Source organism: Variovorax sp. W1I1, assembly GCF_030815625.1.
Taxonomy (GTDB): Bacteria; Pseudomonadota; Gammaproteobacteria; order Burkholderiales; family Burkholderiaceae_C; genus Variovorax; species Variovorax paradoxus_C.
The window spans coordinates 5,424,220-5,444,399 of sequence record NZ_JAUSWZ010000001.1; the positions used below are offsets into that span (position 1 = coordinate 5,424,220).

The 20,180-nt window shown below is 63.2% G+C and carries 18 protein-coding genes and 2 pseudogenes; 10 read left to right on the top strand and 10 right to left on the bottom strand.

Annotation, left to right across the window (positions count from 1 at the left end; translation table 11 throughout):
• Window positions 1–104 precede the first annotated feature (104 nt).
• Both QFZ83_RS25215 and QFZ83_RS32795 read right to left on the bottom strand, forming a co-directional pair.
• Entirely contained in the window at window positions 105–935 is an 831-nt protein-coding gene (locus QFZ83_RS25215) for a LysR substrate-binding domain-containing protein (protein ID WP_307512810.1), read from the bottom strand.
• Window positions 851–1,063, bottom strand: a pseudogene (locus QFZ83_RS32795) (LysR family transcriptional regulator); the annotation flags it as partial. The pseudogene QFZ83_RS32795 and the gene QFZ83_RS25215, both read right to left, overlap by 85 nt.
• A 145-nt stretch (window positions 1,064–1,208) precedes the next feature.
• Between QFZ83_RS32795 and hemA the strand changes: the two are divergent.
• From hemA to QFZ83_RS25240, 5 genes are all read left to right on the top strand, one after another.
• The gene (gene hemA, locus QFZ83_RS25220; RefSeq protein WP_307510971.1) at window positions 1,209–2,480 is read left to right on the top strand and encodes a glutamyl-tRNA reductase; all 1,272 of its coding nucleotides are present in this window, start codon (window positions 1,209–1,211) and stop codon (window positions 2,478–2,480) included.
• Between the two features lie 723 nt (window positions 2,481–3,203).
• A complete protein-coding gene (locus QFZ83_RS25225; protein WP_307512871.1) occupies window positions 3,204–3,332 on the top strand; it encodes a hypothetical protein in 129 nt (42 codons plus the stop codon).
• Window positions 3,333–3,529: 197 nt separating this feature from the next.
• A complete protein-coding gene (locus tag QFZ83_RS25230; RefSeq protein ID WP_306883327.1) occupies window positions 3,530–3,766 on the top strand; it encodes a DUF2281 domain-containing protein in 237 nt (78 codons plus the stop codon).
• Between the two features lie 12 nt (window positions 3,767–3,778).
• Window positions 3,779–4,201 (top strand): putative toxin-antitoxin system toxin component, PIN family, encoded by a 423-nt coding sequence (locus tag QFZ83_RS25235; RefSeq protein WP_307510973.1) that lies wholly within the window; start codon window positions 3,779–3,781, stop codon window positions 4,199–4,201.
• Window positions 4,202–4,759: 558 nt separating this feature from the next.
• Window positions 4,760–6,397: a sialidase family protein gene (locus QFZ83_RS25240; RefSeq protein ID WP_307510975.1), complete on the top strand. Its 1,638-nt coding sequence runs from the start codon at window positions 4,760–4,762 to the stop codon at window positions 6,395–6,397.
• Window positions 6,398–6,489: 92 nt separating this feature from the next.
• Here the strand turns inward: QFZ83_RS25240 and QFZ83_RS25245 are convergent.
• From QFZ83_RS25245 to QFZ83_RS25275, 7 genes and pseudogenes are all read right to left on the bottom strand, one after another.
• A pseudogene (locus tag QFZ83_RS25245) lies at window positions 6,490–6,689 on the bottom strand (IS3 family transposase); the annotation flags it as partial.
• A 531-nt stretch (window positions 6,690–7,220) separates the two neighbouring features.
• Window positions 7,221–9,179 (bottom strand): PAS domain-containing sensor histidine kinase, encoded by a 1,959-nt coding sequence (locus tag QFZ83_RS25250; RefSeq protein ID WP_307510977.1) that lies wholly within the window; start codon window positions 9,177–9,179, stop codon window positions 7,221–7,223.
• Between the two features lie 604 nt (window positions 9,180–9,783).
• Complete coding sequence (locus QFZ83_RS25255) at window positions 9,784–9,936, bottom strand: hypothetical protein (protein WP_307510979.1); 153 nt, start codon at window positions 9,934–9,936, stop codon at window positions 9,784–9,786.
• A 421-nt stretch (window positions 9,937–10,357) separates the two neighbouring features.
• Window positions 10,358–11,206 (bottom strand): fumarylacetoacetate hydrolase family protein, encoded by an 849-nt coding sequence (locus QFZ83_RS25260; RefSeq protein WP_307510981.1) that lies wholly within the window; start codon window positions 11,204–11,206, stop codon window positions 10,358–10,360.
• A gap of 49 nt (window positions 11,207–11,255) precedes the next feature.
• The gene (locus QFZ83_RS25265; RefSeq protein WP_307510983.1) at window positions 11,256–12,008 is read right to left on the bottom strand and encodes an IclR family transcriptional regulator; all 753 of its coding nucleotides are present in this window, start codon (window positions 12,006–12,008) and stop codon (window positions 11,256–11,258) included.
• 18 nt (window positions 12,009–12,026) lie between these two features.
• Entirely contained in the window at window positions 12,027–13,526 is a 1,500-nt protein-coding gene (locus tag QFZ83_RS25270) for a bifunctional 3-(3-hydroxy-phenyl)propionate/3-hydroxycinnamic acid hydroxylase (protein WP_307510985.1), read from the bottom strand.
• On the bottom strand, window positions 13,519–14,076 hold the full coding sequence (locus QFZ83_RS25275; RefSeq protein ID WP_307510986.1) for a VOC family protein: 558 nt from the start codon (window positions 14,074–14,076) through the stop codon (window positions 13,519–13,521). Before QFZ83_RS25275 ends, QFZ83_RS25270 begins: the two co-directional genes overlap by 8 nt.
• 147 nt (window positions 14,077–14,223) lie before the next feature.
• Between QFZ83_RS25275 and QFZ83_RS25280 the strand changes: the two genes are divergently transcribed.
• Window positions 14,224–15,213 carry a tripartite tricarboxylate transporter substrate binding protein gene (locus tag QFZ83_RS25280; RefSeq protein WP_307510987.1) on the top strand — a complete coding sequence of 330 codons (990 nt, stop codon included), beginning with the start codon at window positions 14,224–14,226 and terminating at the stop codon, window positions 15,211–15,213.
• Between the two features lie 85 nt (window positions 15,214–15,298).
• Here the strand turns inward: QFZ83_RS25280 and QFZ83_RS25285 are convergent, their stop codons facing one another.
• Window positions 15,299–15,946, bottom strand: coding sequence for a TetR/AcrR family transcriptional regulator (locus QFZ83_RS25285; RefSeq protein ID WP_307510988.1), 648 nt, complete (start codon window positions 15,944–15,946; stop codon window positions 15,299–15,301).
• Window positions 15,947–16,083: 137 nt separating this feature from the next.
• On the opposite strand from QFZ83_RS25285, the gene QFZ83_RS25290 reads away from it, so the two are divergent.
• Genes QFZ83_RS25290 through QFZ83_RS25305 form a run of 4 tightly spaced genes read left to right on the top strand, consistent with a single transcriptional unit; the run spans window position 16,084 to window position 20,180 of the window.
• Entirely contained in the window at window positions 16,084–17,808 is a 1,725-nt protein-coding gene (locus QFZ83_RS25290; RefSeq protein WP_307510989.1) for an FAD-dependent monooxygenase, read from the top strand.
• A complete protein-coding gene (locus QFZ83_RS25295) occupies window positions 17,805–18,359 on the top strand; it encodes a VOC family protein (RefSeq protein WP_307510990.1) in 555 nt (184 codons plus the stop codon). Before QFZ83_RS25290 ends, QFZ83_RS25295 begins: the two co-directional genes overlap by 4 nt.
• 24 nt (window positions 18,360–18,383) lie before the next feature.
• Complete coding sequence (locus QFZ83_RS25300) at window positions 18,384–19,388, top strand: ABC transporter substrate-binding protein (RefSeq protein ID WP_307510992.1); 1,005 nt, start codon at window positions 18,384–18,386, stop codon at window positions 19,386–19,388.
• A 57-nt stretch (window positions 19,389–19,445) separates the two neighbouring features.
• Entirely contained in the window at window positions 19,446–20,180 is a 735-nt protein-coding gene (locus QFZ83_RS25305; RefSeq protein WP_307510993.1) for an ABC transporter permease, read from the top strand.

Sequence of the window (20,180 nt, forward strand, 5' to 3'; positions counted from 1 at the left end):
AGTCCAGTGCCGAATCAGAATCGCATGGGAATCACTTGGCTGAACGGTGTAGTGCCGCATGACGGTGCGGCATCACCTGAACCTCGACTTTGCCTGCGCAAGACTCAGGCAGAGCGAGGCTCCTCGTGTGGCGAGGACAAGGGCTGCGGCACGGCCGATGCGATGCCGGGCGCGTCCGTTGCATCGACGTTCGATGGAACTGGCATTTCGAGGGCAGAAGAAGACACGCTGGCGGTGCTCAGACTTGCTCTGAGCAACTCGGTAAAGGCCCTGACCACAGGCGCCGCACTTCGCTTGCTTGGATAGAAGACATTCAAATCCAGGGCTCGGATTTCCAGGTCCGGCAGCAGGCGCACCAGTTCCCCGCGGCGAACCTGGTCTCTGCACATCTGCTCAGGCAGACAAACGATCCCCGCCCCCTGGACGCTCAGGTGGCGCGCCCCCGCCAAGCTGTCGATGTTGAGCCTCGTGCGCAAGTCCTTGAAGACCTCCAACTCGAACAGATTGCCCAGTCCAGGCGCGAAGTGAGTCTCCCGATCATTGGTGGCAATGATGTCGTGCATGCCCAGGTCGTCCAGCGTCTGGACCGCACCGCGCCGCTCTAAATAGACAGGAGATGCACAGAGCCAACGTGCCAGCGTGACGAATCTCGACGATCCCGGGGGGTGCGTGGGACCGCTGGAAATGGCGATATCCACGTTCTCTGAGCGAAGCTCGGCCTTCTGCATCGTGGAGCGAAAGATGACGCTGACACCTTCATACCGCTCAAGAAACCTTGGGAGCCGACGGATTCGCTGATGCGCTTCATGATCTCGACGCCTCGGTCCTTGAGCACATTCCCGGCACGAGTCAGCTTGACCTTGCGGGTGGTCCGATTGAGCAATTGCGTACCCATCAAGGTCTCCAGGCGCACGATGCTGCGACTGACGCTTGATTTGCTGATGCCCAGTTCATCCGCGGCGGCTGAGAAACTGTAGAGAACCGAGACGTAGGTAAAGATTCTCAGATCGTTCAGATCAAGCAGATCTGCCTTGTTCTGCGAAGCCGATTCATCGTCTTGCATGCTGTGCCATAAACTGGGAATCGCAGCTAGACACCCGGTTTTCCACTACCTATAGTCACGCACTACCGGGGTCGGGACATGAACTGCGCAAGCTGCGCACCGACACGGCCCCCTGCGCTGCTGCCGATGGCACAGTCACACACACATGACCGTCTGGACTCTAGGCTTGAACCACACGACCGCGCCGCTCGATCTGCGCGGTCGTTTTGCGTTCGCGCTCGATCAGATCGCCCCGACGCTGCAGAGCCTGCGCAGCTCCTTCCCCAGCGGCCGGCACCCCCAGGTGGAAGCCGCGATCATCTCGACCTGCAACCGCACCGAGATCTATTGCGCCTCCGAACACATCGCCCTCGACCACACGGTCGGCTGGCTGGCAGAGAGCGGCGGCGTGGCTCCCGCCCTGCTGCGTTCCCACGCCTACACCCTGCACGACGACGAGGCTGCGCGCCACGTCTTCCGCGTGGCCAGCGGGCTCGATTCGATGGTGCTCGGCGAGGCCCAGATCCTCGGCCAGATGAAAGACGCGGTGCGCGCGGCCGAAAACGTCGGCGCCCTGGGCACCACGCTCAACCAGCTGTTCCAGCGCTCGTTCGCCGTCGCGAAAGAAGTGCGCACCGCCACCGAGATCGGCGCGCATTCGATCAGCATGGCCGCCGCGGCGGTGCGGCTGGCCGGGCAACTCTTCGAAGACCTGCGCAAGACGCGCGTGCTGTTCGTCGGCGCGGGCGAAATGATCGACCTCGCGGTCACGCACTTCGCGGCCAAGGAGCCGAAGTCCATCGCCATTGCCAACCGCACGCTGGAGCGCGGCGAAAAGCTCGCCACGCGCTTCGGCGGCGAGGCGATGCGGCTGGCCGACCTGCCGGCGCGGCTGGCCGAATTCGACATCGTGGTGAGCTGCACCGCGAGCACGCTGCCGATCATCGGCCTGGGCGCCGTCGAGCGCGCGCTCAAGGCGCGCAAGCACCGCCCGATTTTCATGGTCGACCTGGCCGTGCCGCGCGACATCGAGCCCGAAGTGAAGGCGCTCGAAGACGTTTACCTCTACACCGTGGACGACCTCGCGCACGTGGTGCAACAGGGCCAGGCCAACCGCCAGGCCGCGGTGGCGCAGGCCGAGGTGATCATCGATGCCGGCGTGCAGAGCTTCATGCACTGGCTGGGCCAGCGCAGCACGGTGCCGCTGATCCAGCAGCTCAATGCGCAGGCCGACGAATGGCGCGCCGCCGAGATGGCACGGGCGCGCAAGCTGTTGGCCAAGGGCGAATCGGTCGATGCGGTGCTCGAGGCGATGTCGCGCGGGCTCACGCAAAAGATGATGCACGGCGCCATGGCCGAGCTGCATTCGGGCGATGCCGCATCGCGCGAGCAGACCGCGCAGACCATCTCGCGCCTGTTCCTGCGCAAAGAGCGTTAGGGACGACGAGCGCCGCTCTGCGCGACTCCCCCCAGGGGTGCCCAATCGCGTTGACACAGGCACAGTTCGATGCGCTCGTGGTCGGGCTGCCGTGGCAGCGGCCATTCATCGAACCTGTGGTCCAAGAGATTGAACATTGGCACGCGCCAATGCTCGACTTCTCTGCCCTCTCTCCAACGGTCATCAAATCGCTGCATACGGTCTGTCTCTTTTCTCGAATGATAGGAAACGACTGCAGCAGTCGGTCGACTGCCGAAGCTGGCCAACTACAACCAGTCTAGGCTGGTAGCAGCCGCTGGATCTCCGACAGCCCGATAGAAGCCAGCTGTTTGCGAACCTTGCAGTGCGTAGGACAGTCCCAGTCATTCGAGACGTGGGCAATGCGTAGGCCTCCAGCAACGGACCTGGATGCTTGTGTCCACGGCGGCACGTGGACCTATGAGCACTTCAGACTTGAGCACGGAGGAACTGACGCCACCAGCGGAGCGCAGCTGACCGCGCGTTGTACGGAAGCTCAGGCCGAGGAGCTATATGAATCCATAAACTGCGCTCACTGGAGAAATGGCCGTGCCGCTCTCCGCCGCGGAACGCCCCGCCCCCCCGTCAGCCGTTCGCGCAGATGCAGCCTGCGTGTGCCATCTTGACTTCGTCCGGGCCAAGCCGAGGGCGAGCTGAACGGCAATGGCATCGCTGATGTCGCGATGCTGCTCAGGGGCAGCGATCATGATGGACGTGCCCGACGCCAGGCTCCTGCATGAACTCGGGGCCGAGAACAACAAACTCAAGAAGCTGCTGGCCGAAGCGCACCTGGACATCCACGCGCCGAACACGGCCTTTGGGATAAAGCGATGACAGGCAACGCGCCTGCCACACACGGGTGTAAACACCGCCCCGCGCGAACGCGGGGCGGTTTAGCGGCTGAAGATACAGAGCCTGTCCCCGTTTTTGCCCCCCCATAGGGCCTTGTGCTGGATGGGCAAGCAGGTTTACCTGAACCTGTTGTACAACCGAAGCGTCCACCCAGTACCGCCCGAGCGAGGAAGCCGACCATGACCGCCATCGAGACCCGCCTGATCGAACGCCTGAAGCAATTGCCGCCCAGCCGCGTGGCCGAGGTCGTGGATTTCGTCGAGTTCTTGGCCGCACGAGAGGAGAGGGCCACAGCTGCCGCCCGCCTGGGCGAGGCCATGGCCAAGCTCGACGCACTGAATTTGGCGCCGCTGTCCGAGGAAGAGGTCGAGCAAGAGGTGCAGGCCGCTCGTCAGGCTCGGCGCCAAGGCGCCTGAGGCCCAGGCTCCGTGCGCTTCGTCATCGACACCAACCTGCTCGTCTCGGGCCTCATGTTTGGCGGGCTGCCACGCCAACTCCTGGACGCAGCGCGCGCCGGCGATTTCGAGTTGTGCACGAGCGAAGTCCTTCTGGCCGAGTTGCTCGATGTGCTCGGCCGCAGCAAGTTCGCCGATCGCATAGTTCAAGCCAACCTGAGCCCGCAGATTCTTGTGGATGATCTGCGCAAGCTCGCCATCGTGGTCACGCCTACAAACGTGCCGCGCGTGGTGCCCACCGATCCCGATGACGACCACGTGCTGGCAGCGGCCCTGGCCGGTGCAGCCGACCTTATTGCCTCGGGTGACCGGCGTGATCTGCTGCCGCTGGGCAACTATGCGGGCATTCCCATCGTCAGCGCGCGCGAAGCCATGGAGCGGATCGCTCCCAGATAGCACGTCGGACGGGTTGCGCGTACATGCCCGGGTGGGCAATCGACGGGTTTGCGGGGCATGTCGCACCTGCCCGGCCCCATGTTCTTGATTCCCCTGGCGGCTACGTCCAGAGCTTTGCAGCCCCGAGACATCACTCGACTATCGTGACGATGGCTTTTTGACGGTAGCGCAAGAGCTCTGGGACGCCGAGGACACGCCAGTGCCTTTGAGCTAGTGCCTTCTCCCTTGCCTGGCCCGCTTGCTGTCCAGCGACTTCCTAATGCTCGAAGTACCCGGAGACGTGAGTGAATTCCGTTCCGATACGGTTTGAAGCTGCGGCGGAGCTAACCACCAGGCCATACGCTCAACTGCAAGTGTCGGCGCCACCGACTAGGGCCAGTTAACACCACCGGGCCCCTTTAAGCTTGGAGCGCGGCTGCAAGCTACAGGGTAGGAACATAGCCGCCGTCGGTCCGATACTCGGGCCCTGCGATCGAAACGGATCGCCTCTTCGTCCACAGCTCGGCTAGCATCCTGGCGCTTTTAGAAAATTTCAACAGGACAACTCGGGAGGGATGAATGAGAGCTCATGTCATTGGGCGATGGCTTGCCGTTGCCAGCTTGGTGCTGCTGACCGGTTGCGCCACATCGATCGCCACACGCGCGCCGGATGGTCGGCTTGACGTTCGGCTTCCCGCCGAGGGAACGGACGGGTACGTGCTCCTCAAGGTCGTGTCCACCAGACCGATCAGCCTGCTGAATCCGAAATGGCAGCAGATCACCTTGGTCTCTGCACAGGGCATCCGCCATGAAGTGCCCGATCTGACGCCGATGGCGATAGGTGTATTTGGAGGCAGTTCGGTCCCTACCGAATCGCTGCACTTCGGTCGCTTGCCTCCCGGCGAATATGAGTTTGCGAGTGCCGGCAGCATCGGACCTGGACCGGGCCTGCTCATTGCCCTGATCACCAGCGATCACGCCTCCCTGGACAAGCAAGTGCCGCGCTTCAAGGTGGAGGCGGGACGCCTCGCTAACCTGGGAACAGTGGTGTTCTCGCCGAGCACAGGAGACAAGGAGCCGGCCCAAATCGTCCTGCTTGGCGGTGCACGAGGTACCGCGGAAAGCATGCGGGCGCTGCGGGACGACTCTCGCAGTGTCCCTGCGATGCAACCGGGTGGAGGATGGCTCCAGATGCCCGCAGACGAAGCGCAGGCCATTGCGCGCGCAAGAGGACTGGTGTCGATGCTGTCTCCCATCGGATCGCGAAATGGCGCCCGCATGGTGGCTGGATCGCACCTGGGCGAGATCGTTGAGCGCGTGGCCCCAGGGCGCTGGACATCGGAGCCGCTCGACACGCTGGCGCGTGTGAGCTTCGTGTCCTGCTGGAAAGATGCGACTTGCGTGGCCGGCTCCGAGTTCGGCCGCTACGCCGTCAAACGCCGCGGCGGTTCGTGGGAAGCTCGCCAATTATCGAGCGAACATGGTCAAGTCGCATCGATCCAGGACTTGCCTGAAGGCAGGGCGCTGCTCGTTGTCACCGACCGGCTCAAGGGCGCCCGCATCCTGGTTCAGGATCAGTTGGGCAACGATGAGGCAGCGCCGAAGGAACTCAGCGCGGGCATTCAGGACTTAGACGAGGCAAAGCTGCCCGCTCTGCTGTTGGATCATCAAGACGCCCTGCTGATGGCCAGAAACGTTCCCGGCTTTCGACGCGAGACTCTCATCACACGCGTCGACAAACAATCTCTACAGGTAACGACGACTCGCGAGAAATTCTGGGTCAGCAACTGGCAAGTGCTCCCCGATGGGGCGATTGCCGTCACCCGCATGAATGGCATGACGACGTACTTCACCAGTTCCAACGACGGCGGCAAGACCTGGGTGAGCACCGAGCGCACCGTGCCGATCGGGACCTATTGGCGAGATCAGACCCGTGCATTGGGCATCCAGCCGACGCCTGGATTCAGTACTGTGAGCAACCAGGTCACGCAGACGACCGATGGCGGCAAGACCTGGGCTCCCTTGGGCCAGCCTTTCCGGAGTGCCGACTTTGCGGCGCGAATCGTGTACGCCGATGACCAGGAAATCCTCGCGGAAGACGGAAAGCGCGTCTTTTCATCGCTCGATGCAGGAAAGACCTGGACACCGCGCTTTCCACGGGAAAGCGCGAATTCCGGCCCTGTGGTTGCTGCACCGCGTTCGCAACCAGGTCTTTGAGACTCACTCGGTTGCTTCTCTTCCAAATGGCGAAGAAGGGCTGCCGAACGAAAACGCAAATAAAACTACGGTGACGATGACCGGCCGAAGCCCGCCGCCTCCCGCTGCGCCTGCGGGTACTTGGGCCCAGCCCGCATGGTCACGGGGAGATCGAGCCGCGGCTCGTACTCGCGGTGCCAGTCCTTCAGGACATTCTTGGTTGGGCACCAAAGCTGGCGAATAGTTGCCGGATGCGCTTGCCGAGCTCGATGTACAGCTCGACCGCTCGAATCCTGTCTTCATATGAATGCATGAACTACCTTCTGGTCATCCAAGTTTTTGTCCGCATCCCCCACTCATCAAAAATTCCTGCTCGCAAGAGAGGCAGCTTTTGAAGATGAAATGGAAGCAAGCCATCCAGAAAACTTGGAATCGAATCACAACCCGTGACTCGCAGCGGTAAGTCAATGATTCTTGGGGCTTGGCTGAGCGGCCAAAGCCGCACCAAAGCTGGGGCGGAATCTCAAGATCGCCGTCAACCCGCACCAGCACTCGCTTTCACCAATTCGTCCAATCTGCCGGGTACACGTTTGGGTACACCAAAACTGCCGGAAACGGCCCCAGGTTTCAGGCATCACACCAGAGACAAACGAGCCACCGAGGCAGAATTATCCCACTTGCGAATCGGAGCGCGAGATGTGCAATTCGAGATGTGCGTCCGGCCAAGTCATCTTGCATGAGCCTGCTGCACGCGGCTCAGGAACTGCGCCACGTTGGCGCCGTGCCGACTCTCCTTGCTACTGACCGAAGTCACGCTGTTCTCGCCCGCACGAGGTAACGTCCGCTAGCGCTGATTCGCGAGCGTATGCCGGACTTTGCGGGCAAGATCTTCGCGCGTATACGGCTTGGCGAGCAGTTCCACCCCCGGGTCAAGGCGGCCGCCGTGCACGATGGCATTCCGCGTGTAGCCCGATGTGAATAGCACCGCAAGCCCCGGCACCAGTTCGCGCGCCCTGCGCGCCAGATCTGGGCTGCGCAAGGGACCTGGCATCACGACATCGGTGAAGAGGAGGTCGATCTTGATTCCGCTTTGGATGATGGCGAGTGCCTGCTCGGCATCGCTCACGGCGAACACCTTGTAGCCGAGTTGCTGCAACATCTCGACCACCGTGGATCTCACGTGCTCATCGTCCTCCGCAACCAAGATCGTCTCGGCCCCACCCACCACCGGGCCCATGTCGGGCGAGGCCGCTTCCTCCTCGGGGTTCCTTGACCGCGGCAGATAGAGCTTGACGGTCGTCCCGTCACCCACCTCGCTGTAAATCTTCACATGGCCGCCCGATTGCTTCACGAAGCCGTACACCATGGAAAGACCCAAGCCCGTGCCTTTGCCCTCCGGCTTGGTCGTGAAGAACGGATCGAAAGCTTGTGCAATGATTTCGGGCGGCATTCCCGCGCCCGTGTCCGACACGGCCAGCATGACGTAGTCTCCGGCGACGAGGTCGGCATGTTCCCGGGCATACGCGACGTCGAGGGTCGCATTGCCAATCTCCACCGTGAGCTTGCCCGCCCCATCCATGGCATCACGCGCATTGATGGCCAAGTTCAATAGCGCATTCTCGACCTGCGCCACATCGACGGAAGTGCTCCAAAGGTCATCGGCGACGGTCGTCTCCAGCAGCACAGCCTCGCCCAGAGCACGCTGCAACATTTCGTGCATGGCCTGCACGATGCGACCGAGATTCACGACCTTCGGCTCGAGCGTCTGCCTGCGACCGAAAGCCAGCAGCTGCCCGGCCAGCTTGGCTCCCCGCCGCACACCAGCGAGCGCGTTCTCAACGCGCTGTTCGGCCCGTTCCAGTCCTGTCACGTCGCGAGCCAAAAGCTGCAGATTGCCGGCGATGACTTGCAGCAGATTGTTGAAGTCGTGTGCGACGCCACCCGTGAGCTTGCCGATGGACTCCATCTTCTGGGCCTGCATCAGCGCCTTTTCCGTGCGCTTGAGCACCTCGGCCGCCTCTCGACGTTCTGTAATGTCGCGAGTAATTTTGGCGAAGCCAAAGAACCTTCCGTCGTCATCATGAAGTCGATCGATGATCACGTGGGCGAAGAACTGGCTCCCGTCTTTGCGGACCCGCCAGCCTTCCTGCTCGAAGCGGCCTTCTGCCGACGCAATGGCAAGGGCTTGAGCGGGCAACCCAATGGCCTGTTCCTCCGGGGTATAAAAGCGTGAAAAATGCGTTCCGATCACGTCAGTCTCGGCATATCCCTTAATGCGCTGAGCGCCCGCGTTCCATTTCGTGATCAGGCCATTTAGGTCGAGCAGGTAGATCGCATAGTCCGTCACCCCCTGCACGAGCAGCCGGAACTCCTGTTCGCTTTTGCGGAGTGCCTCCTCCGCAGCCTTGCGATCGCCCACGTCCCGGGTGATCTTGGCAAAGCCCAGCAAGCGCTGATCGGCGGCATAGATGGGGTCGATGACCACGTTCGCCCAGAAGCGCGAGCCGTCCTTGCGCAGCCGCCAGCCTTCTGCCTGGAACGTTCCTTCTTTTTGTGCGGTTTGCAGGGCACGCTCGGGGATTCCCGCCGCCCGGTCTTCTGGCGCGTAGAAGCGCGAAAAGTGCTGGCCCACGATTTCGCCAGCCGCATATCCTTTGAAACGCTCGGCACCCGCATTCCAGCTCACCACATGGCCCTGCGGATCCAGCATGTAGATCGCGTAGTCGTGGATTGCCGAAACGAGCAACTCGAAACGTTGCAGTTCAATCAGCCTGCTGTCATCGGGAAGGCCGCTGGTGTCCATTGATTTCTGAGAGGCTGTAAATTGAACCGAGCTCCAACCTCCGACAGCGGCATTCCACTCTTCGGGAAAGGAGGCTCCTTAAGGTACCGGCGCCTGGTGACATCGGGCGTTAGGTCACACGCCGGATTTTGCCATCCCCGGTTTAGCTGCGATTCTTCCCTTCAAGAAGACAGTATGGTCCTAACCGGCACGCCTGAACGCTTGGGAGAGGGAACGGCAAGCGTGTCGCGTCAACCTTTTTTTCCGTCCCGCTTTTGCGAGCGCAGACAAGGCAGCTCCTCCCCGACCACTCATGAATCCACCCCATATCGACTTCGAGATCGCATCCGACGCCGCCCCTTGCCATCGCTCACGTCGGTGAATAGCTGCGGTTGGTCCTGTGACCATTGGGTACGGGTTGACGAAATCTCCTCATGGACGTCAAGGTCACGGCGATAAGCACAGGCACGCAAATATCCCCTTCGTGGGTTGGCCGATGACCTCAAATCGCGAGAATCGCAGGTTATATGTTGTTGGACAGCAACCTCAATCGCGAGCATCTCAGGCCTTCTCCAGCGCAGCGATCTCCGTCGCGCCGAGCGCCCCGCTGTAGATCCGCAGATCGTCACCACCCTTGCAGATCGGGGTCGGTGCCGTACTGCGGGCGATCAAGCAAGTTCTGCGTCGTCTCGCCGAGGTCGGCGGGCGTGAGCGTCATCTGCGTATGGGGACCGGCGACGACGCCGTCCACGTAGAGCGTGCCAGTCGTGCCGGACAAGTCAGTCGTCAGATCCTCGACTCGAAGCAGCCTTGGGACGGCACGCTCTTTCGCCGCACTGGCCGTGGCGAACCCTGACCGAACTGGGTGCGTGCGCTGTGGTGCGGCTCCGCTCATGGCGGCAGGAGACGAAGCGCCTCACCCAGGAACTGCCGGTGGAATCCGGCAAACTGCTCGGCGAAGTCCGGATGGGCTTCATTTCTTCGCTGCAAATCCATTAGTGACCGGGTTCTTCGAGCGGCTGCACCTGGAGCATCCGGGTATTCGTCTCAACGTTGCCGAATCTCAGGGCATCGAACTTGACACGATGCTGGACAGGGGGTCGTCGACGTGGCGGTTCTCTTCCGCTTCAACCGACCAAGTGGCCGGAGGAGAAGCTGCATCGCGGACTGTTGCCTGCCGTTCAGATGTTTCCCGAGCCTCACTCCGCACGAACGCCGTTGCGCAGCACACCGATCGCGTCGACTTCCACTTCGACGATGTCTCCCGCCTTCATCCACACGGGCGGCGTGCGTTTGGCGCCCACACCGCCGGGCGTGCCGGTGACGATCACGTCGCCCGCTGCCAGCGGCATGAAGGCCGAGATGTGCGCAATCTGCTGCGGAATGCTGTGGATCATTTTGTCGGTGGTGGTGCGCTGCATCTCCTGGCCATTCAGGCGCGTGACGAGCGTCATGACCTGGTTGTCCTTGATGTCGTCGCGCGTGACCATCCATGGGCCAAAACCACCAGTGCGCCAGAAATTCTTGCCGGCCGTCCATTGCGGCGTGGCGGTCTGCCAGTCACGGATGCTGCCGTCGTTGTAGCAGGCATAGCCGGCAATGTGATTCCACGCGTCGGCCTCGGCAATGCGCCGTCCGCCCCGGCCGATGACGACGGCGATCTCGCCTTCGTAGTCGAGCTTCGTCGATTCGGGCGGCAGGACGATCTCGTCGCCATGGGCCACCTGCGATTCAGCCACCCGCAAGAAGAGGGTGGGCTGCTCGGTGATCTCGCGGCCTGTTTCCCGTACGTGCTCGCCGTAGTTGAGGCCGACGCACACGATCTTGCCCGGGTTGGGAATCACCGGCAGCAATCGAACCTCGCTCATCGGCAGCGTCGCGGTGGTTTTCGCCGCGGCCGCAGCAGCTTCGGTCAGCAGATCGGCGGCGATGAGCGTCTTCAGGTCCGTCGCGCGATCGGCGAAGACTTCGCGCAGATTGACGATGCGCTCGCCTGTCACCGCGCCGTAGCTGTCGATGCCGTTGTGTTGGAAGCTGATGAGTTTCATGGTCTGTCCGTGAGGCCCGCGAGGGCACGTGGTGGTTGTGGAAACAGGTTTACGCCAAGCGACCTCCAATGCGCGAAGCGCCCTCGGTGATCAGGTGAACGATCTTGTCGAGATCGACGATGGACAGGCGCGAGGTGTCGAAGACCAGCGAGATGGCGCCCCATGCGCCCCCGTCGGCTTTCATGATCGGCGCGGCAACGGCCGCCAGCTGCGGCTCCAGCTCGCCGATCGACACGTAGTGCCCCGCCTTGCGGATCGCCGCGTAGTGGCGGCGGAACTCGCTCCATTCGGCGGGCAGTCCGCAGCGCACGAGCTCGTCGTGGCGCGCATCGAAGACCTTGCGCAGTTGCGCTGGCGCGAACGTGGCCAGCAGCACCTTGGGCGCGCCGCCCCGGAACAGCGGGCGCGGTCGGCCACGCCCGTAGGCCAGCGCGGGCGGCGCACCGCCCATCTCGCGGTGCGTGTCCAGCACCTGCATGCCGAAGAGGCCCGATGTCACGCAGTCGAAGCCGGTGGCGGCCACCAGCTCGCGCATCACCGGGATGCCCTCGCGCAGCACCGGGTCGGCCTTGCGGATGTAGTGGTCGAGCAGGATGATGCGCGGCCCCAGCGCGTAGTGCGAATCTTCCACGCGCTGCAGCAGGCCAGCCTCCAGCAGCATCCGCACATAGCGGTAGCCCGTGGGGAGCGACACCGCGAGCGCGGCCGAGATGTCGTCCGCGGTACGCGTCAGGTGCATGTCGTCGAACAGGTCGAGCACGCCCAGCATGCGACCCAGGCTCGACATTGATTTTTCCGGCACGCGGTTTCCTCCAGGATGTCATGGCGCGACGGGGAGGTGTTGCGAGATGCGATCCAGATCGAGCCCCGTGCGCGCAACGCCGACGATATATCGGTCGGGCCGCAGTATCACTGCTTGCGCTTCCTGGGCGTCAAGCCAGTCCCGCAATGTCGCGTCGGGCTGGTCGATGACCATCGCGTCGGCGCGGCGCCAACGCTCGACGGTGGCGGGGGCGGCGGCTGCGAGCGCGGGGTGTCGGCCGATGACCGCGCTGCGGCGGCCCAGCAGTTCGTCCAGCAGGCGGCCGTCCTGCAGGCGCGGCTGCGGAAACGGGCGGCCCGCTGGCGAGCCGGGCTGCGCGTCGAAGGCGCCCTCGCCCAGCACCTGCGGCGGCAACTCGAAGATCTCGGGACGGCCCGCGCGGAACTTCGCATCACGCTTGGCCGCGAGCGCGGGGTCGGTGGTCTGGATGATGTTGCCCAGCCGCACCGCCAGTTCGATGAGCGCACGCACATGCGGCGCGCGCTCCGACTCGTAGGTGTCGAGCAGCGAATCGGAGGCCTGCCGCGCGAGCACCGCCTCCAGCTTCCACGCGAGGTTGGCCGCGTCGCGGATGCCCGCGCACATGCCCTGGCCGAGGAAGGGCGGGGTCTGGTGGCACGCATCGCCCGCCAGCAGCAGCCGGCCCCGGCGCCAACCCTGCGCGATGACCGAGTGAAAGGTGTAGATGGCCGCGCGCTCCAGCCGCGCCTGATCCGGCCTCACCCATGGCGCGACCAGGCGCCAGAGCGATTCGGGCTGCACCAGTGCTTCGTGGTCGTCGCCGGGCAAAACCATGATTTCCCAGCGCCGCCGGTCGCCGACCACGTTGCAATAGGTCATGGGCCGTGCCGGGTCGCAGTGCTGCACCGTGTGCGCAGGCAGGTCGACCGGCTGGCGCAGCACCACGTCGAACACCAGCCACGGCTGGCGTAGGCCGAGGTCCAGCATCGCGCTGCCCATGTGCTGGCGTACCGGCGAGCGCGCGCCGTCGCAGCCGATGACGTAGCGCGCGCGCGCGGTCGAAGTCTGGCCGCTGCCGGCTTCGCGCACGGCCAGCGTGGCGCCTTCCGCGTCCTGCGCGACGCCCGTCACTTCGCTCCGCAGCCGCACGTCCACGTTGGCGAAGCGCGTCAGGCCTTCGCGCAACACCGCCTCGAGTTCGGGTTGGTGAAAGTAGTAGTTGTTGGCGCAGCCGTGCGGCCCGAGCGCAGCGCTGCCGCCACGTATCAGCATGGTCTCGCCCGCGCCGTTGACGAAGTGCATGCCCTGTTCGCCAGGGCGTGCGATGGCCAGGGCCTGCTCGCGCAGTCCCGCGCCCTGCAGGATGCGCAGCACCTCGCCGTCGAAGTGAATCGCGCGCGGCAGCGGGAACACGCCAGCCTCACGCTCAAGCACCACCACCGACAGCCCCGCCGCGCCCAGCAGGTTGGCCAACGTGGCACCGGTGGGGCCGAGCCCGACGATCGCGACATCGTGCATGCGATGCGGCTCAGCCACGCTGGTCTTCCTCCATGCGACGCGCGACCTCGGCCTGCCATTGCGCGCGGCTCATGAACTTCGGAAAGCGCTTGGCGATGGCCTCTGCCTGCGCAAGGATGACCTCATCAGGCTGCGACAGGTCAATGGACTCGCGCAGCGGCTGCTCGCAGTACCAAGGCGTGTCCATGAAGAGCTCGAGCCGGTTGCCCTCGGGGTCACGGCAATACACCGATACCGCGTTGCCGTGCGTCACCGGATTCATGTCGCTCGCGCCCTCGGCCATCAACCGGTCATGGAACTGCCGCAGCGTGGCGATGTCGGGCACGCGAAAGGAGACCTGGTTGACCACGTTGAAGCCCAGGTCGGCCGGCCGGCCGGTGGCGAGCACCAGTTGGTGGTGCTCGCGCGCGTCCCGGCTCAGAAACACCAGTTGCACCGTGCCGAGGTCGCCCGCATCGGTCTGGGTGAAGCGCAGGGCTTGCCGGTAGAAGCGCGCCATGCGCGGCAGGTCGTTCACGTACAGGCCGATGTGGCTGAACTGCAGATTCGATGGGCTGCTGTCGGTCAATTCAATATCTCCTGGCGATAAAGCGTGCCGGTATTCGGCCTTGCGTTGATGAATGATATTGAAATTATCGTATTTTGACAATACAACGCATTTCTTTATCATTCGGCCTCGTGCAAACGGCACGCAAGATCAACAGGAGACAAACCGATGAGAATTCTGAAGATGACGGCCCGCCGCTGGATGGCCCTTGGCGTGATGGCCGCCGCAGGCGCCGTGCCGCCTGGCGCGGCAGCACAGTCCGACTACCCGAGCAAGGCGGTGCGCATCATTGCCCCCTTCCCGGCTGGGAGCGGGCCAGATGCGAACGCACGCGAGATCGCGGCCGAACTCACGAAGATCCTGGGCCAGACCTTCTTCGTGGAGAACCGGCCTGGGGCCTCGAACATCATCGGCACCGAGGTGGCTGCCAAGGCGCCGGCCGACGGCTACTCGCTGTACATCGGCACGACCAGTTCGCTGTCAGTGGTGCCTCACCTGTATGCGAAGCTGCCATTCAACGCAGAGAAGGACTTCGCTCCGGTCAGCCTCCTGGGCGTACTGAACACGGGGCTCATTGCCACGGCCGGCGTCGAGGCGAAGGATGCGCGCGCGCTCATCGCGGGGCTCAAGGCCAGGCCTGATTCATTGGCAGTTGCGACCGCAGGCATCGGCAGCTATTCGCACCTGTCGGCGGTGTGGTTCAACAATGCCGCGGGCGTGAAGACCAACCTCGTGCCCTACAACAGCACCAGCCCCTACACCGACCTGATCGCGGGCCAGGTGCAGGCGATGTTCGATGGCCTTCCCGCTGCCGCGGGAAGCATCCGCGCGGGCCGTCTGAAGCTGCTGGCCATTACCGGCAACAAGCGGCATGCGAGTTTTCCCGATGTGCCCACCTTCGCAGAAGCAGGACTGCCAGACTACGCCCCGATCGCGTGGCAGGGCATCCTCGCGCCGGCCGGCACGCCGAAGCCCATCCTTGAGAAGCTCAGCGCCGCCATGCGGAAGGCTTGCCAGTCCGAGGAACTGGCAAAGAAGTGGCGCGAGTACGGCGGCGAATTGCGCTGCGACACGCCAGAAGAGTTCGCGGCCTTCATCCATGCCGACCGGCAGATGTGGGGCAGGGTGATCAGGCAGGCCAACATCAAGCTGGACTGACGCGCCTTTGCAGATGGGGAGCGCGGACCATGTTGGCTTGAGTGGGCATCACGCAGACGCAAATCAAGACGTTGGGCGAGGAGCCTCAGGCATTCCGATCGAGTTCTACCGAGAGCACCTCAGAGGCCAGATGGCCAAGCTGATGAAGCGTCAACTCCAAAACTTCAGACTCACTCACTGATCGGTCCGCGAGCCACGCCAGGACAAGCTGATCGTGGAATCCGATCCAGGCACGCATGCACGCTCGAACCTTCTTGGTTGGGCTCGAAATCCCGAGGACTTCGCATATCCGATCGATCGCTTGCTGACGCGACGCCTCCCAAATTTCAGCAACCTCCGCATTGATTGCGAGGTTATGGGAACGCGCTCTAAAAAGCGCATCGCCTTGCCGTTGCTTCACAGCTTTCAGATGTGCGCGCAGGAACGATGTCACTTGTTCACGCGCGGTCCGGCCGCGAAACGAGTCTTGCTGCACCTTGTTCATCTTCTGCGCCGCTGCCCTACTGACCTCGGCGTACAGACCTTCCATCGATCCGAAGTGATGAAAAAGCAGGCCGTGGGCGACCCCGGCCTCGCGAACGATCTCTGCGGCTGCGACGTCCAGAAACCCTCGGGTCGCAAAAAGGCGCTCAGCCGTTTCCAGGATTCGTTGCTTGCCCGAAGACTTCCGCTCGGGTGTTTCCCGGCTGGGGTTACCGGGAGAAAACGCAGTGTCAATCATCGTTTCGATCATATGTCTGCTCGTGCACATGGGCCTCGCAACCTCAGGGAAAACCAGCAACCGCTGCTTGCAATCGCGGCCTTAGACTGACTGACAGTCAATCAATATCAAGGGAAATTTAAACCATGGCGAAGCAAACAAGAAACACGATGGCTTCCAGCTACGACGTTCTGATCGTCGGCGGGGGGCCCTGCGGGTTGGCTGCGGCCGTCGCGCTGGGACGCTGCGGGGTGCGCACGCTTCTCGTCGAAAAACACCCGTCGACGAGCTTTCATCCGCGCGGCCATGTCGTCAGCGCGAGGACGATGGAGATCTTCAGAACCTGGGGCTTGGAGGACGCAGTGCGCGCCCGCGGCATTCCGCATGACCGGAACCAGGGTGTCATCTTCGTGCGGTCCGTTGTCGGCGAGGTGATCGGCGAGATCCGCACCTGTGCCGATCGGCAGCGGAATCGACTCTTCGAAACCTATGGCCCGAGCGCGAAGACGTCCTGTCCCCAGGATGCGCTCGAGCCGGTGCTACGCCGCGCCGCGGACGATCAAGCCAGTGTCGATGTCATGTTCGGGACCCCGCTGGAAGACCTCGAGCAGGATGAGCAGGGTGTCTCGGCGAAGATCACTACAGGCGATGGCGTGACGCGCATCGTTCGCGCACGCTACGCGATCGCAGCCGACGGCGCACGCGGCGCGATTCGCGAGCAACTGGGCGTTCCTCTAGGCGGCGAAGCGGCGCTCGGCCATCAGATCGGCGTCTACTTCGAGGCAGACCTGTGGCCGTGGGTGGCGAATCGTCCCAACCTGCTTTGGTGGATCTACAACCCTGAGACCGTCGGCGTGATGATTGCGTTGGACGGTCGCAACCGCTGGACCTACAACTTCGGCTACGACGCCACCAAAAACACGCCAGAAGACTTCACCCCCGAGCGTTGCGCCGACATTGTGAAATCCGCCATCGGCGTGGAGGACCTTCGATTGCAGGTCAAGGACGTTCGCGCATGGCGCATGCAAGCGCGCATCGCGGAGAAGTTGCGCGTCGGAAGAATCTTCCTTGCAGGCGACGCCGCGCATCCCTTGCCCCCCACCGGTGGGCAGGGCATGAACACGGCGATCGGCGATGTCCACAACCTGTGCTGGAAACTTGCGCTAGTCCTCCAGGGCGTGGCCGACGAAGACATCCTCGACTCCTACGAAGCCGAGCGCCTGCCCGTGATCCGGTTCAACGTGGCGCAAAGCGTGCGCAACGCGCGACGCATGGAATCCGCGGGGTTGGGCGGCATCATGAAGACGCATGAAGACTTCTGCGAAGACGACATCTCGCACATGCGCGATGCGATCCCGGGCCAACGGGAGCACTTCGAATACCACGGACAAACCTTCGGCTATGCCTACCGGTCGCCCCTGGTCTTCGACGAAGGAAATCCGGCGCTGCCCCGCGACGTCAATACCTATGATGCGACCGCCGCACCAGGCGGGCGCGCACCGCATTGCTGGCTGAAGCTACCCGAAGGCGGACCCACGATCTCGACGGTGGATCTGTTCAAGGATCTGCGCTTCACCCTTCTCGCTGGCCGCGATGCGCAGCCATGGGTCCAGGCGTTCGCAAAGGCCGCCTCGAGGGCCGGCATCCGGTCGCAGGCTTTCGTCGTGGGTGCGCATCGCGACCTGCTGGACCACCTCGGCGCATTCCATGACCTCTATGAAATCTCCCCGCGCGGTGCCGTTCTCGTACGTCCCGACGGCCACGTCGCATGGCGTGCCAAAGACGCCCTGCCCCATCCCGACCGAACGATGGCCCAAGTGATCGGCGCTTTCGCGTCGAAACCAGACAAGCCGGTTGCAGAACCTGCGCCACAAAATCCGGAGGTACACGCGTGAATTCAACCCCTGCCGTCGCCACGAAATCGCCGCGGCGATTGGCCCACATCGCATTGCGCACCAACCACCTGAGCGAGCTCATCGATTGGTATTGCACGGTTCTCGGGGCGCATGTCGCGCACGCCTCCGACAAGGTCGCGTTTCTCACCTACGACGATGAGCACCACCGGATCGCGTTGATCGGGCTGCAAGACTATCCGCCGCAGGACGGGACTGTCCGCGCCGGCTATTTCCACACCGCCTTCGCCTACGACTCGCTGGCCGACCTGCTCGACAACTTCGTGCGTCTTCGACAACTCGGGATCGTTCCCCATCGGTCGATCAATCACGGGCCCACGGTCTCCTTCTATTACGCGGACCCCGAGGGCAATCAGATCGAACTGCAGGTGGACAGCTTCCCCGATGCCGAGGCGACCAATGCCTGGCTCGCGAGCGAAGCGTTCAAACGCAACCCGATCGGGATCGAGTTCGACGCGGACGAGATGCTGCAGAAGCTGCGCGATGGCGTTCCCGAAGTCGAATTGATGCGCCGGCCCGATTCCATCCTGTAAGCCATTCAAACAAGGAGACAAGCCATGCTCAACAAGTATCTGAGGGACGCTGCCATCGGCGTGGTCATGGCCGCGTCAGCGTTGGCGGCAACCGCCCAACCCGCGAAGGCGAAACTGGTGCTTCCCGCTGTCTCCATCCTTTTCGCGCCGGTCTACATCGCGGAGGATGCCGGCTATTTCAAGGATGCAGGCGTCGATGTCGAGATCAGTCAGCTGGCGGGCCCTGCAGCGCTCAATGCGCTGATCGGCGGCAGCAGCGACTTCACCACGATCGCCGGACTCATTCAATTGCGCGCGGCCCAGCGCGGCCAGAAGACGCTGGCAATCGCCGGTCTCCAGGAAAACGCGACCACCGAGATCGTGCTGTCGGCGGCAACGGCCGAACGCCTGGCCTCCGCCAAGACGCCGATGGACAGGGCCCGCGCGCTTAAGGGCCTGACGCTGGCAGTCGATGCCGCCAATGGCCTGCCGCATGCCTATCTGCGATTCGTCGCCCGACAGGCGGGCATCGATGCCGACAGGGATATCCGCTTGGTCTTCATCGCGCCGCCCGGAATGGACGCAGCCTTGCAGAAGAAGGAGGTCGACGGCTTCATCTTTTCCAGCCCCTTCACGCTGGAAGCCGCGCGGCGAGGCGCCTACCTCTGGATCAGCGGGCCCCGAGGCGATTTCCCCGAGGTGAATCCGACGACCTACAACGTGCTGGTCGCCCGCGACGGCTTCTGCCGGAGCGCCACCGCCACCTGCCGCCACATGGTCGGCGCGCTCGACCGGAGTCTCGCGCTCATCACTGCTGAGCCCCAGAAAGCACTGGCGTTGCTATCCAAACGCTTCGAGAAGATGGACCCCGAGCTTCTGAAGCAGGCGTTCGAGAGTTTTCAACGCAACACACCGGCGCGATCAATGCCGATGGGAAAAGCGTTCGAGCACACCGTGGACGTGATGTTCGGTCCGCAGGATGACAAAGCAGCACTCAAGGCGCTCGCCAAGAGCCTCTACACCGACGACTTCGTCGGCTCCGGCAAATAGGCGAAGCCAAAAGTGAATCGTCGTCGACTTTGGACGGACAGGATCGTTCTGGCCTCCGTGCTCCTGATCGCGTGGGAGGCCGTGGGCCGGCTCCACGGGGCCTACTGGATCAGCTCGCCGTCGCTGGTCCTGGAAAGAATCTGGATGCTGGTGCTGAACGGCGACCTCTGGTTTCATGGGCGATTCACGCTCGGCGAGGCATTGGGCGGTTTCCTCCTCGGTGCGATCCCCGGCTGCGCGGTCGCGATGGCCCTGCGCCGGCATCCCTTCTCGCGCGCGGCATTCCTGGGCGTCGCCGCCATCGGGTACGCCATTCCCAAAACGGCGCTCGTGCCTCTGTTCATCCTGTGGCTCGGGGTCGGGCCTGGGGCGAAGGTCGCGCTGGTGGCGGCAGCGATCTTCTTCATCGTCTTCTACAGCACCCTGGACGGGGTCAATGCTGTCGATCAGAAGCTCTTGCTGTCGGCGCGTGTTTTCGGTGCTTCGGAATCGCAACTGCTCAGGCATGTGGTCTGGCCTGCCGTCGTCCCGTACGTGTTCGGCGGTCTGCGCGTGGCCGTTCCTTATGCCATCGCCGGAGCCATCGTCGGAGAAATCATTTCGTCGAACCGCGGCCTCGGTTACCTGGCGCAGTTCGGCGCCACAGATTTCGACACTACCTTGGTGTTTGTGTCGCTCGTGACCGTGATGCTCATCGTTCTTTCGGTGAGCGCCGTCTTGTCGCTGATCCAGAAGCGCCTGCTGAACTGGCAAACCAACCTGTCGCAGGGCGCGCACACCGTAGGAGCATGA

Coding starts and splice junctions, on each gene's coding strand:
- QFZ83_RS25260 (WP_307510981.1), bottom strand. CDS start 11,206: ATGAAACTCATCAGCTTCCAACACAACGGCATCGACAGCTACGGCGCG.
- QFZ83_RS25300 (WP_307510992.1), top strand. CDS start 18,384: ATGCTCAACAAGTATCTGAGGGACGCTGCCATCGGCGTGGTCATGGCC.
- QFZ83_RS25285 (WP_307510988.1), bottom strand. CDS start 15,946: ATGATCGAAACGATGATTGACACTGCGTTTTCTCCCGGTAACCCCAGC.
- QFZ83_RS25240 (WP_307510975.1), top strand. CDS start 4,760: ATGAGAGCTCATGTCATTGGGCGATGGCTTGCCGTTGCCAGCTTGGTG.
- QFZ83_RS25230 (WP_306883327.1), top strand. CDS start 3,530: ATGACCGCCATCGAGACCCGCCTGATCGAACGCCTGAAGCAATTGCCG.
- hemA (WP_307510971.1), top strand. CDS start 1,209: ATGACCGTCTGGACTCTAGGCTTGAACCACACGACCGCGCCGCTCGAT.
- QFZ83_RS25280 (WP_307510987.1), top strand. CDS start 14,224: ATGAGAATTCTGAAGATGACGGCCCGCCGCTGGATGGCCCTTGGCGTG.
- QFZ83_RS25290 (WP_307510989.1), top strand. CDS start 16,084: ATGGCTTCCAGCTACGACGTTCTGATCGTCGGCGGGGGGCCCTGCGGG.
- QFZ83_RS25225 (WP_307512871.1), top strand. CDS start 3,204: ATGATGGACGTGCCCGACGCCAGGCTCCTGCATGAACTCGGGGCCGAG.
- QFZ83_RS25250 (WP_307510977.1), bottom strand. CDS start 9,179: ATGGACACCAGCGGCCTTCCCGATGACAGCAGGCTGATTGAACTGCAA.